Here is a 12,025-nt window from a genome sequence, read left to right as displayed (position 1 = left end):
TCGACATGGCAAAACAAGGCTTCTAGACTAAGCATAGGGTGGTCAGATGGGTTGAGAATTAGGTACTTTCAACTGTATCTGTTCCACCCTTCCTTATCCCGAACTCACGTTAAGAACAGGTTGTGCCTACACCACATTGATCGTCACTTTTCAGCCAACCCTTAACACCTCGATATTCAATCTGCGCCCATTGTCCCTGACAGCCTATTAATTTAACATCGGTTCTACGTGGAACTCGTGCAATTTTTCGGCTTTGCTGACTGGGACTGGCATAAAGATTAACCCCATTCGTTTCATAGCCCCTCGTTGAGGTGCCTAACATGGGCAAAAACACCCAGCCAGTTCCCTGAAAGCCACCAATTTCTCTATAAGCATTCCTAATTTTTACCCAATTTCCAGAAGAAGCAATGATATCAACTGACTCGTATGTGGGGATTTTTCCCAAGATTCGACTATTATTACTTGGGCCACTACGCACATTTAAACCTTGCGGATCTTTGTCTATGACAACCGCAGAAATATCGCATTTTTTTTCATTAACTGGTTGTGCTAATACGCTAAGATTAGCCGTGCCAGTATTGATAACCCAGCTCATGCTAGATAGCGCTAATCCTACGGTTAGCTTTGATGCTGCCTTGTTCGCCTTTTTAGCCATAATTTTCCCAATTATTTAACACCAGCGTTAGTGCTGGTGCCAAACAATTACTTCATATCGTAGCCGAACAATTTCGGATCAACTTCTCCTAATTGCAAGTCGGCTAAACCATACTCTGCCCAGCGTCGTTCCACCATCGCCGCCACATCTGGATCGGATTCCAAAGGTTCGCCCCATTCATGTTCGGTTTCAGGAGGAATTTTCGTGGTCGCATCAATTCCCATGCGTCCGCCTAAACCAATTTTTTCACTGGCGAAATCCAAAGTATCAAAAGGCGTATTCGGCAAAATAAAAACATCTCGCACCGGGTCAACTTTAGAACTAATTGCCCACACCACTTGACGGGGATCGCGGATGTTAATGTCTTTATCTACGACAATCACAAACTTGGTGTAAGTAAACTGAGGTAAAGCACTCCAAAAAGCCAAAGCAGCCCGTCGCGCCTGACCCGGATATGCCTTATCAATGGATATAATCGCCGCTTTATAACTCAGCGCTTCCATTGGCAGGAAGAAATCAACAATTTCTGAAACTTGTTGTCGCAAAATCGGCGTGTAGATGCGGTTCAGCGCGATCGCCATCATCGCTTCTTCTTTTGGTGGACGACCGCTAAAAGTTGTCATATATATTGGGTCTTTGCGGTGCGTCATACACTGGAAGCGAATCAATGGCGAATCCTCGACACCGCCGTAATAGCCCATGTGATCGCCAAAAGGGCCATCTGACAACACTTCCCCCGGCGTAATCGTGCCTTCTAGGACAAATTCCGAGTCGGCTGGCACTTCTAAATCTACCGTCTTACACTTCGCCAACTGCACCCCAGAACCGCCGTAGAGTCCTGCAAACAGCCATTCTGATAAATCGACTGGAATCGGTGTTGCAGCTGCCATGATGATCAGAGGGTCAACACCGAGTGCGATCGCAACCTCCAACTTTTTCCCCTGTTCCGCCGCCTTCCGTAGATGTCTCGCACCACCCCGCACCGATAGCCAATGCACCGTCATCGTGTTGCGAGATTGCAGTTGCAGCCGGTAAACGCCCACATTCGGCGTACCCGTCTCACAATCCTTGGTAATTACCAAGCCCAACGTGATAATCTTGCCAGCATCCCCCGAATAAGGGCGAATGAGCGGCAATTGGTTCAGATCCAGATCATCGCCTTGGATAACCACTTGCTGACAGGCTGGGAAAAAATCGCGCCCTGGTTTCGCCTTCAGCACATCAAATAGCACCTTGCCAAACTCCACCGCCTGAGAAATCTTCTTCGGTGGCTTCGGCTGTTGCAACATACTCAGCTTTTTGCCCAGTTCCTCCAACTCCAACGGATGCTGCATATTCATCGCCCAGCAAATCCGTTCAACTGTACCCATCAGGTTCACCGCCACCGGATAAGCTGATCCTTTTACATTTTCAAATAGCAGCCCAGGACCACCGCGTTGTAACATCCGGTTGGAAATCTCAGCAATTTCCATATCTGGGTCAACGAGGGCATCGATTCTCCGTAACTGCCCTCGTTCTTCCAGTAGTTTGATGAATCCCCGCAAGTCTCTTGCCATAGTAAAGATTAAGAAGTATAAAGCACTTTCTTTTATTATGAGGGGAATCCTAAACCTAAGAGCGCTCCCTAGAGACTTCAGGGATACGCCGCCTGAATATAAGCCCAAAAAACTATGCCAGATAACGTTCGCGTGTCCTCGGTAAATGATTCTACTGTCATTAAGGAAATTAGCTTCTGTATCTATCAAACCATTATTTTTATTCAGCAACAGCAGCCAAAATTATTAACTGAAAAATACCGGAATGTTCCTTGGAATGATGCTCCTTATCAATCATCTTTCCTATTGAAATTGCAAACAGAACTCAGCAAAGCACCTGATAGAGATGCACTAATTAAAATAGTACGAAAATTACTGCAATTAATCTTAACTCCTCAATGTTTAGAATTGCCGATATCTAGTAAATTAATAGAAAAACTTCGTATCTTAATTGATTCAGCATCTGAAATAGCTCCCAGAAATGGCTCAGCCTTTTCACATCCACCAGAAGCGCCGCGAGTGCTGATTCCAGAGCAACATATCGCGATTTTGCTTTTGGATGCCGAAAACTTACAACTCGATACCGCAACAGAAAAGTTCCTGGCGGCAGTCTGTACTTATCCCATCCAAATCAAAATTGCTTTTGCAAATTGGCGCACAATGGGAAAGCAAGATGCGGAACTACACGGGCGCGGCTACGAACTCATTCACGTTCCTGCTGGTAAAGACAGCGCTGATGTAAAAATGGCAACAGTTGGCTCTTCTATTTTTGTACATTATCCTACTGCTAAAGAGGTTTTTGTCTGCTCTTCCGACAAAGTAATGACTCATCTATGTACAACGCTTCAAACTCACGGATTAACAGTATATCTAGTTCGCAAGCAAGGAGAGAATATAACTGTACTCAATAGTAAGACGGGTCACTCTCAGTCTCGTTCTCTCAAATTTAATTCAGAAATTCCCTCTCTTGAAGAATGTATTATCCAGCTTAAACAGTTAATTAAATTACAGCAAAAACGTACTGCAAAACAGTGGATAAGATTGGCTGATCTATCCAGCTTATTTCAAGAAAAATACCAAATAAGTATTAGTAAAGTAGCATCTGTTCATCTTCCAGGAAAACGAGCTAGAGATATTTTTATAGAATATCCATCTGAGTTTGTGGTGCATCAACCGCCCGACCAAAAAGAATTGTATATCACGCTTTTTGAAATGCTTCACCCACAGGCAGATAGTAGTGATTCTCCTGAGCCATTAAATGGGCATTCAAGCCAGACGATAACAGGGATTAAGACTAGATCGGATTTGGAACAGGCACTGCTCAATATTGTCAAGGTTGCAACGGCTCAATCTCCTGGAAGCTACATTCCCCTCACGACTTTAGGAACTCAGTTTAAACATCGATACGAGCAACCCGTTAATACAGCGATCAAGAAGTTGCAGTTAAACGGAAATTTTATTAAATTTTTACAATCCTCCAGTGCTTTTCAGCTCAAGCAAACAGAAAAAGGATGGGGAGTATCAGTACACAATCTCTCAACTTAAGCGAGTTAATTCTTAGATACCAAAAAGGCTTTGAATTCGTTGTCTGATTCGGATTAAAGGAGTCTGTTCGGAGATTTCTTCTGTCAGTACCCCCAAATCTCGTAACGCCTGTTGTCGTTCTGATAACTTTTGGGCAATCTGATCCGCTAACTCCTGATGGGTGACTAAAAGCTTCTGTAAGTCGTTGCGGTCTACTACAAATAAAATCGAATCTTCCAAAGTGCGAACTGTTGCCGAACGAGGAGTTCCTAGTAACAAAGAAATTTCCCCAAAAAACTCGCCTTTGTGAAGCGTGGCAATATATTTCTCTGCTTTTTGAGAAAAGACTTCTACTGAGCCAGTCAGAATAATATAAAATGAATCGCCTGGGTCATTTTCTTGACAAACAGCCTGTCCTTTTGGATACAGTTGTCGATATCCGTACTCAATCAATTGTCGCAGTTCTAAATCCGTACACGACTCAAAGAAAGTAACTCTTCGCAACAAATCGCGCAGCGTCCAATTATCGGGGGATTTGGCAAGAACTTTGGTGTTGGGTGTGATGGTGTTATTGGGCGAATTGACTTTGCCATTAGGAACATCTATAGCACTGGTTTTATGAAACCGATCCGTTATTTCTTCTAAATTGCGAATGTGTATATCCCTCTGGGGAAAAGGAATTTTGATTCCTCGGTCGCGAAATTCATGCTCAATCGCAAAGTTTAAAGAACTTTTGATGGGATCGCTACTCTGTGGTCGATCGATCCAAACTAATAGCTGAAAATCTAAAGAACTTTCCCCAAAACCTTTAAACCAAACTTTGGGAGCAGGAGAAGATAAAATGCCCGGTTCCCTTCGAGCAGCTGCTAAAAGTGCTTCTGTGACTAAGATAGGTTCGCTCCCATAGGCAACTCCAATGGGGAGATGGATGCGACACTTTGGGTCTTTATAAGTCCAGTTAATAATATGATTTTCAACAAATCGAACATTGGGAACGATGACAAAAACGCCATCCAGTGTCCGAACAATCGTAGAACGAATAGAAATATTTTCTACAGTTCCTAACAGACCATCAACTTCAATAAAATCTCCGGCTCTAATCGGTTGTTCAAAAAGTAGCGTCAATCCACTGATAAAGTTGCTAGATAAATTCTGTAACCCGAATCCCAACCCAATTCCAATCACTCCAGCGAATACGGTTAGAGAACTCAGGTTGATGCCTGCCGTTTGCAGGACAATCATAAATCCGAAACCTGCTAAAAGGTAGCCGATGACGGCTGCGATCGCTTCTCGCGTTCCTCGATCCAATTTCACCCGCACCAGAATTTTCCGCTTAATCCACTCGCTGGTAGCGCGAGAAGCGATAAAGACAGCGATCGCTAACAAAATCAGTTGGACAATCGAACCGAGAGAAAGACGGGTGTTGCCGATTTCAAAAACCGGAGTTGTAAATAGCTGGGATAAGCCAGCAAATATTTCCCCGGTCTCTTTGACTATCCAATCCATGATTCACTCAACCTGAAGCAGGAACTCTCACACACTTTGTCCATCACAGCCTTGATTTTTACGAAATGTCAAGGTTTTTTCTGGATAGTCTGCCCATTTTCTCGGTTTCTGCTTTGAGAGGCTCTACCAGGAAATGCCTACTGGATGGGCTTGCTACCGTGCTTAGGTGCTGCTATGGGGTTCCACCCTCTTCCTAGGCTTTCTCGGTGATTGCTGGAAGCAAGAGCGTCCTGAGAGCGTTCTTAGGCGAGGTCTCCTCACCTTGGAAACGAGAAATCACTGGTTTGAGCAGAATGAATCGCGGTCAGTATGATGGGAGAGGATGTAAAGAAATGTAAAGGAATATGCAAGATAAAGTCGTTGTCATCGTTGGTGCTACCGGCGGCATTGGTTCTGTCTTAACTCGCAAACTAGCACCGATGGGGGCGCGGTTGGTACTAGCGGCAAGAGATAGCAGTCGGTTGGAAAACTTGGCATCTGGACTCCCTCAAGTCTTAACCGTACCGACAGATATTACTAAACCGCAGCAAGTGGAGACGCTAATGGAAAAAGCGATTGCCCACTTTGGTCAAATTGATGTTTTAGTCAATGCGGCGGGCGCTGGCGTCATGAAGCAGTACAACCAGTTAGAACCCGCAGATTTAGACGCCATGCTTGATGTGAACTTAAAAGGCAGCTTCTACACCTGTCAGGCAGCAGCGGAGGCAATGAAGGAGCAGAAAAGCGGTCATATCTGCAATGTGGTGGGGATTCTGGGCAAGCACTCGATGGCGATGGCAGCGGCTTATTGTGCCTCAAAGTTTGGCGTCGTGGGTTTCAGCAAGTGTATGGCAGATGAGCTGAAGCGCTTCGGCATCAAGTTCACCCTATTCTATTTTGGCGGCGTTGATTCTCCTTTTTGGGATAATGTCAGCCTAAAAGTCGATCGCAAAAAGATGCTCAGCCCTGAAACTGCTGCTGATGCAATTCTGTTCGCGCTCAGCGCCGATCCGCAAGCGGTGCCGATGGAAATTAATATTCAACCAGAAAGCCACCTGTTTTTCTGAATCGTCATTGCGAACTGAGTACACCACGGATAAAATTTGCTGTTTTTTTACTGACTCTGTGCTGCTTTGCCATCTCCCACTCGGTTCTCAACAGGGCAGGGAAACCCAACACCTAAAGCACTCAGCGCTTTATCAAAGGAGGGATTCTTTCTCAAGAATGACCTGTAAATGCCAGGAAGAGGGCAAAATTTACACTCAGGTAGAGCTGCTCAGACTGGATAAACCATGAAAATTGACCACGTTCACTTCTATGTTGAAGATGCCAAAGCGTCGCGCGACTGGTTTGTGCTACTGCTGGGCTTTCAAGCAGTAGCCGCTGGGGTAAGCGACCACACTCGCACAGAAGTGGTCAGAAGCGGCTCAGTCTATTTTTTGCTGTCTTCACCCCTGACATCGGCGAGTCCCGTTGCTCAGTTTCTGCACCAACATCCTCCTGGCGTTGCTGACATCGCTTTTAGCGTTCCAGACGTGGAAGAGGTGATGACGAAGGCGGTCAATGGAGGCGCTAAGGTATTGCAACCCATCCAAGAACAGCAACAGGGTAAGGTCTTGCTGAAGTGGGGCAAGATTGCCGCCTGGGGTTCTCTGAGTCATACCTTGATAGAAAGGCAGCCTAGGTTTGTTGAGCGCCAAGATAGAGGTTTTATTTGCACTTTTCCCCAGCTTGACTGGGATGGCGGAAAAGCCTTATGGGATGATGATTCCGAGCGGTTAGATGGCAGGAGCAACACCGGCTTCGCGTTTGGCGGCATCGATCATGTGGTGCTGAATGTGGCCGCTGGGGACTTGGATCGGGCAGTTGCTTGGTATGAAAAGACGCTAGCGTTTATACCGCAGCAGTCGTTTGCGATTCAAACCGAGCGTTCGGGACTGCACAGTAAGGTGATGCATCATCCGGATGGTTGGGTCAAGTTACCGATTAATCAACCCGCATCTGCGAATTCCCAAATTCAGGAATTTTTGGAGGTGAATCAGGGGCCAGGAGTTCAGCATATTGCTTTGCAAACGCCCAATATTGTGAATGCGATCGCCTATCTCCGTCAACGCGGTCTACCCTTTCTGCAAGTCCCCCGCACCTACTACACGCAACTGCTTCACCGGAAAGGACTTCAGCTATCAGAGGCTGAAATTCAGGAAATCGCGGCGCAACAAATTTTGGTGGATTGGGAGGAAAACTCTCCCGAAGCGTTGCTACTGCAAATCTTCACTCAACCGATTTTTGAACAACCCACTTTCTTCTTTGAGTTAATTGAGCGTCGCTTACAGGCACGGGGTTTTGGGGAAGGCAACTTTCGCGCTCTTTTTGAAGCAATTGAACGAGAGCAGATGAAGCGGGGTAGCCTGTATTGAGGAACCTATCGGCAGGCAGGTAAAAAGGGGGTATTTTGTGATTAATCTTAGTCATATAGATTAACCCCTGCGTCTAAAAATGTTAAGAATTATCAGTGACTTCGACGGCCCAATTATGGACGTTTCGGAGCGATATTACCAAGTTTACCAGTTTTGTTTGGAACAGACGCGGCGGGAAGACCAGTCAGTGCGTCAGATGTCTAAGGAGGAGTTTTGGGGTTTGAAGCGATCGCGCGTCCCAGAACGACAAATCGGCATCCTTTCCGGTCTCGATGAAGAGCAAGCCCAAGCATTTGCGGCACTGCGGCGTCAAACCGTGCATACGATGCCTTATCTAGTTTATGACGCCCTGGCACCCGGAGCCGTTGACGCTTTAGAAAAAGTACAGCAAGCAGGCGTCGATTTGGTGGTACTAACCATGCGCCGTCAGCGAGAGTTAGATTATGCTTTCGGTCGCTACGACTTAGCGCGATTTTTCCCAGAAAATCGGTGCTACCACCTGGCGAACGACTACGTGAAGACTCGTGACATCGACGACAAACCGCTGCTGATGGAACGTGCGATCGCGGAACTGCCTCCCGCCTCTGATGTGTGGATGATCGGGGATACCGAGGCTGATATGGTTGCCGCAAAAAACCACGGCGTCAAAGTCATCGGGGTTTTGTGCGGGATACGCGATCGCGCTCAGCTTGAGCAATACCAGCCAGACTTGATCGTAAACAACCTTGGTGAAGCCGTAGATTTCGTGTTGAGTCAGCCGCTGCCTGAAGAATTAAACATAAAAAATGAAAAATTAAAAATTCTCTAATTAACTCTTAATTTTTCATGTTTAATTCTTAGCTTTAGCGCAGAAAGCTACTAACCAGCCAGAGAATAATAAACGTCACCACCGTGACGAATTTATCTGGCGTCAATCCGATATTGGAAATTTGCGTCATCAGCACATTATCGAGCAGCGTTCCCAATCCAATTCCAACGAACAACCCCAGCAGCGTCAGCAGGAAAGCGCGACCAAATTTCCGCTCTTTGCGATTGACCAAAAATAAAGTTAATCCAGCCCCTAACGCCATATTCAATGGCAGCATCGAATCATTGGTGCCTGGATAGGCTGTAATGGCGCTCAATGCCAAGAACAAACCGCTAGGCCACGCCACCTCCTGTAAGGAAGGCGTATCAATCAGATTTTGCAACCAAGCTGGGGAACGGTTAACCGGCACAGGGGTAAAAGTGGGAGGAGGCGCGATCGCCCGCTCTGGGAACCGAATCCGTTCCGGAACCTTAATTTTTCCCTCTTGGCGCATTCTCAGACGTTCCATTAAAATCGCATCGTAGGCCGTCTCCATCGCTTCCAGAAGCTCCTTCTCGCCATGATGCTCTTGAAGAAGGCGCTTGCGGGTCTCCTGAATTTCCTCAAAAGTTGCGTCTTCTGACAGTCCAAGCTTTTCGTAGGGATTTTGCTCGCTCATCCAAAACCTCCCAGAGATCTATTATTTTTAGCAGTCTTCATCGACTCAATCGTTTCTGGCAATCTAGCTCCCTATCTACACTGCCAGTTCCTCAGGCTAGAAGAACGTATCGTTAGCCAGCCGTTCTAACCTATGTAACCTAAAACTCCCTAATTCCCGTTGCGAAAAGAAGATCTCCGACCCCATGAGAGCGCGATTGGAATACTTTCACGCTGATTGGAGAAGGTGCTACGGCTCTTGAAGGATGGAATGGTCATAAATTACTACATTTGGCAAAGTATCTATACATTTCCCGTGAAGTTTTGTCATACTGGTTCTTTGTTCAAAGCCGTTCAAGTCCTTGAAATCACTGCCTAATCGCAGTTGACCCTTAGCCTTGAGTGCCTACATTCATCCTATCCTCCAAGTTAGTTTAGCTTGATCCTTGAACACAAGCGCTTCTCTCGAAAGACACTTTTATTCGTTTACCAGCTAACCGTCAGATGATTTATCCGGATTCGCTCGGCAAATTTAATTTTTTTAGACAAAAAAGACTTAAAACAAACCGCCAGACTCCCCATCGTGGAGACTTGACGATTACGAGATATTTTCACTAACTGGGGAGAGCGACGATAATTGTCTAAAATGCTCATTACGTCATTAAGCTTGGGAATATTAATAAGGTAAGGAAGCGATTTTTCGCCTTCCAAAGCGCTTATTTCCCCGACTCGACCTGTTTGCTTAAAATACCGCTGTCCGTTAATCATAATCCAGTTCTTAGTGGAAAGTTATGGTCCTGGCTTCCGCAACTCACAAGATTCTTGTCGTGGATGACGATCCGGCCATCCGGAATCTCATCTATCGCTTCTTAAGTCAGCAAAACTATCAAATGGAGTCTGCTGAAGACGGCAAGACCGCCCGCGCCGTGTTTGATCAATTCAACCCAAACCTGGTGATTCTGGACGTGAATTTGCCTGACGCGAATGGCTATCAACTCTGCAAAGAATTGCAAAGCCGCACCGACGTATTAGTACTGCTGCTAACGAGTCGCGCCGACGAAAACGATAAAATCCACGGCTTCTCCCAGGGTGCGGATGACTACATTACCAAGCCTTTTAGCTTGGGAGAGTTAGGCGTCCGCGTCGGGGCGCTTTTAAAGCGCCATCGACCCCTGAAAGTCGCCGAACAGCAACGCCTCATCTTTGACAAACTGGTGATCGATCCAGTGCGTCGAGAGGTGAATCTGAGCGATCAACCAGTCCCCTTGACCGCCTTAGAATTTAATTTGTTGCATTTCTTGGCGAGTCATCCCGGTCGGGTTTGGCGTCGAGCCGAGTTAATCAAGGAAGTTTGGGCTTCTGACTACATTGGAGACCCACGGGTCGTTGACGTTCATATCGGGCAGATTCGCAAGAAGATAGAAATCGATTCTACTCAGCCTGAGTTAATTCAAACAGTTCGGGGCGTCGGTTACAAATTTGAAGTTCCTGGTAAACCCGAACTCAATGGCAAAGCGGAGCGCTGAAACGAATGGTTCAAGAACATCAAAGCCTAAAATCATAGTTTTTGCTAGGGAAAAAACGCTTGAGTTCTTTTTTGATGCCACGCAAGTGTCCGGAGAATGCCAATCGGTTCGCTATCCTACCCCCTCTCATCCTGCTAAGTCTGGTTATGAGTCTTCTGCTGGGGGCTTGCAGTGCCCCAGCTATTTCCCCAAAGGCATCTGAATCTACATCTACCACGCTGACTGTTGCTGCTGCTGCTTCGTTGAGCGAAGCTTTTACAGAGATTGCCACATCCTTTCAAGCTCAGCTTCCTACCTTTACCGTTCACTTTAATTTTGCCGCTTCTGGTTTCTTGCAAAAGCAAATCGAACGGGGTGCCCCCATTGATGTATTCGCGAGTGCAGCAGCTCGACCGATAGATGCTTTAGAAACGCAGAATTTGTTGCTTCCCCAAACTCGCAAGACGTTTGCTCGTAATCAATTAGTCCTGGTGGCAACGACTGCTCAAACCCCTTGGCTAAAGAAACTATCTGACTTAAGGGATAGTCGTCTGAAACGTTTAGCAATCGGTAATCTAGCTACCGTGCCAGCGGGAGAGTACGCAAAAATAGCTCTGGAAAAAGAAAATCTTTATACCAAACTGGAAAAAGAAAAAAAGTTAGTCTTTGGTGACAATGTGCGTCAAGTTTTGACTTATGTGGAGCAGGGAAATGTTGACGCCGCCCTTGTCTATGCAACGGATGCGGCGATATCGAAGAAAGTGAAGGCGATCGCCCGAATTCCCCCTGAATCAACTCGACCTATCAGCTATTGGATAGCGGTTGTCAAGCAAAGTCAAAATTCCCAGCAGGCAAAAGAATTCATCAACTTTGTTACTAGTAACAGAGGGCAGCAGATATTGCAGAAATATGGCTTTCTACCAGTCGCTGACAATTAGCGTCTACCCCCTTTCCTGTTCTATAGCAATTCTCTATTGGATGCACTACGGTTTAACCCCACTCCTGCCCTCTCCCAGCGAACGGGGAGGGGTTCGATATCCCCTCTCGGTTCATAAAAGGGGGTTGGGGGTGAGGTTCCTGTATATTCCACTAAGAGTGAGAATCGCTATCGTGGCAACGAGAATTGCCAGTTTTAGCTGTGTTGCGATGAGCTAGTTGCGGGATTCTCTGACTTTCCGTTTGCTACTTTCTCTGAGTCAGCCTGGGGTAGTGTCTTGACAGCTTGTTCTATCTGCTCTGCTTCCTGCTTGAACTCAGTTTCAAATTCTCTGGATGCTTCCTGGAAGCCGCGAATTGCCTTGCCCATACTGCGACCAATTTCTGGCAACTTTTTGGGACCAAAAATCAAAAGAGCCACAACCATAATCAGCGCCATTTCCGGCAGACCGATGCCAAAGATATTCATAGGATTTTTCGTGCAAAAGGTTAACTTTAGTATAGAACCGACAAAAAAACCCGGT

12 protein-coding genes are annotated in these 12,025 nt (G+C 46.3%); 6 read left to right on the top strand and 6 right to left on the bottom strand.

From position 1 onward, the window contains the following. Positions 1-109 precede the first annotated feature (109 nt). A complete protein-coding gene (locus NDA03_RS05880; RefSeq protein WP_190428906.1) occupies positions 110-655 on the bottom strand; it encodes an SH3 domain-containing protein in 546 nt (181 codons plus the stop codon). Positions 656-702: 47 nt separating this feature from the next. Next, positions 703-2,211: a UbiD family decarboxylase gene (locus NDA03_RS05875; protein WP_190411406.1), complete on the bottom strand. Its 1,509-nt coding sequence runs from the start codon at positions 2,209-2,211 to the stop codon at positions 703-705. Positions 2,212-2,325: 114 nt separating this feature from the next. Between NDA03_RS05875 and NDA03_RS05870 the strand changes: the two genes are divergently transcribed. Further along, entirely contained in the window at positions 2,326-3,735 is a 1,410-nt protein-coding gene (locus NDA03_RS05870; protein WP_348237547.1) for an NYN domain-containing protein, read from the top strand. Between the two features lie 12 nt (positions 3,736-3,747). On the opposite strand, the gene NDA03_RS05865 is transcribed toward NDA03_RS05870, so the two are convergent. After that, positions 3,748-5,220, bottom strand: a complete 1,473-nt coding sequence (locus tag NDA03_RS05865; RefSeq protein ID WP_348237546.1) for a cyclic nucleotide-binding domain-containing protein — start codon at positions 5,218-5,220, stop codon at positions 3,748-3,750. A 344-nt stretch (positions 5,221-5,564) separates the two neighbouring features. Between NDA03_RS05865 and NDA03_RS05860 the strand changes: the two genes are divergently transcribed. From NDA03_RS05860 to NDA03_RS05850, 3 genes are all read left to right on the top strand, one after another. Beyond that, the gene (locus tag NDA03_RS05860; RefSeq protein WP_190532800.1) at positions 5,565-6,266 is read left to right on the top strand and encodes an SDR family oxidoreductase; all 702 of its coding nucleotides are present in this window, start codon (positions 5,565-5,567) and stop codon (positions 6,264-6,266) included. Positions 6,267-6,491: 225 nt separating this feature from the next. Then, the gene (hppD, locus tag NDA03_RS05855; RefSeq protein WP_348237545.1) at positions 6,492-7,616 is read left to right on the top strand and encodes a 4-hydroxyphenylpyruvate dioxygenase; all 1,125 of its coding nucleotides are present in this window, start codon (positions 6,492-6,494) and stop codon (positions 7,614-7,616) included. A 79-nt stretch (positions 7,617-7,695) separates the two neighbouring features. After that, on the top strand, positions 7,696-8,424 hold the full coding sequence (locus NDA03_RS05850) for an HAD family hydrolase (RefSeq protein WP_348237544.1): 729 nt from the start codon (positions 7,696-7,698) through the stop codon (positions 8,422-8,424). Between the two features lie 34 nt (positions 8,425-8,458). Here NDA03_RS05850 and NDA03_RS05845 read toward each other — a convergent pair whose 3' ends face one another. Continuing rightward, on the bottom strand, positions 8,459-9,082 hold the full coding sequence (locus tag NDA03_RS05845) for a CPP1-like family protein (protein WP_190411412.1): 624 nt from the start codon (positions 9,080-9,082) through the stop codon (positions 8,459-8,461). Positions 9,083-9,546: 464 nt separating this feature from the next. Further along, entirely contained in the window at positions 9,547-9,828 is a 282-nt protein-coding gene (locus tag NDA03_RS05840; RefSeq protein ID WP_190532792.1) for a hypothetical protein, read from the bottom strand. A gap of 23 nt (positions 9,829-9,851) precedes the next feature. Between NDA03_RS05840 and NDA03_RS05835 the strand changes: the two genes are divergently transcribed. Then, positions 9,852-10,586, top strand: a complete 735-nt coding sequence (locus NDA03_RS05835; protein ID WP_190411414.1) for a response regulator transcription factor — start codon at positions 9,852-9,854, stop codon at positions 10,584-10,586. Positions 10,587-10,660: 74 nt separating this feature from the next. Next, complete coding sequence (modA, locus tag NDA03_RS05830; protein ID WP_348237543.1) at positions 10,661-11,503, top strand: molybdate ABC transporter substrate-binding protein; 843 nt, start codon at positions 10,661-10,663, stop codon at positions 11,501-11,503. Positions 11,504-11,697: 194 nt separating this feature from the next. Here the strand turns inward: modA and NDA03_RS05825 are convergent, their stop codons facing one another. Then, positions 11,698-11,970, bottom strand: coding sequence for a TatA/E family twin arginine-targeting protein translocase (locus NDA03_RS05825; protein ID WP_190411416.1), 273 nt, complete (start codon positions 11,968-11,970; stop codon positions 11,698-11,700). Between the last annotated feature and the right edge of the window lie 55 nt (positions 11,971-12,025).

Origin of the sequence: Trichocoleus sp. Lan, assembly GCF_039961855.1 — a bacterium.
GTDB lineage: Bacteria > Cyanobacteriota > Cyanobacteriia > Cyanobacteriales > FACHB-T130 > FACHB-T130.
The sequence above is the reverse complement of the archived record's forward strand: the minus strand, read 5'-3'. Positions and strand labels throughout refer to the sequence as shown.

Coding starts and splice junctions, on each gene's coding strand:
- NDA03_RS05880 (WP_190428906.1), bottom strand. CDS start 655: ATGGCTAAAAAGGCGAACAAGGCAGCATCAAAGCTAACCGTAGGATTA.
- NDA03_RS05875 (WP_190411406.1), bottom strand. CDS start 2,211: ATGGCAAGAGACTTGCGGGGATTCATCAAACTACTGGAAGAACGAGGG.
- NDA03_RS05870 (WP_348237547.1), top strand. CDS start 2,326: ATGCCAGATAACGTTCGCGTGTCCTCGGTAAATGATTCTACTGTCATT.
- NDA03_RS05865 (WP_348237546.1), bottom strand. CDS start 5,220: ATGGATTGGATAGTCAAAGAGACCGGGGAAATATTTGCTGGCTTATCC.
- NDA03_RS05860 (WP_190532800.1), top strand. CDS start 5,565: ATGCAAGATAAAGTCGTTGTCATCGTTGGTGCTACCGGCGGCATTGGT.
- hppD (WP_348237545.1), top strand. CDS start 6,492: ATGAAAATTGACCACGTTCACTTCTATGTTGAAGATGCCAAAGCGTCG.
- NDA03_RS05850 (WP_348237544.1), top strand. CDS start 7,696: ATGTTAAGAATTATCAGTGACTTCGACGGCCCAATTATGGACGTTTCG.
- NDA03_RS05845 (WP_190411412.1), bottom strand. CDS start 9,082: ATGAGCGAGCAAAATCCCTACGAAAAGCTTGGACTGTCAGAAGACGCA.
- NDA03_RS05840 (WP_190532792.1), bottom strand. CDS start 9,828: ATGATTAACGGACAGCGGTATTTTAAGCAAACAGGTCGAGTCGGGGAA.
- NDA03_RS05835 (WP_190411414.1), top strand. CDS start 9,852: ATGGTCCTGGCTTCCGCAACTCACAAGATTCTTGTCGTGGATGACGAT.
- modA (WP_348237543.1), top strand. CDS start 10,661: ATGCCACGCAAGTGTCCGGAGAATGCCAATCGGTTCGCTATCCTACCC.
- NDA03_RS05825 (WP_190411416.1), bottom strand. CDS start 11,970: ATGAATATCTTTGGCATCGGTCTGCCGGAAATGGCGCTGATTATGGTT.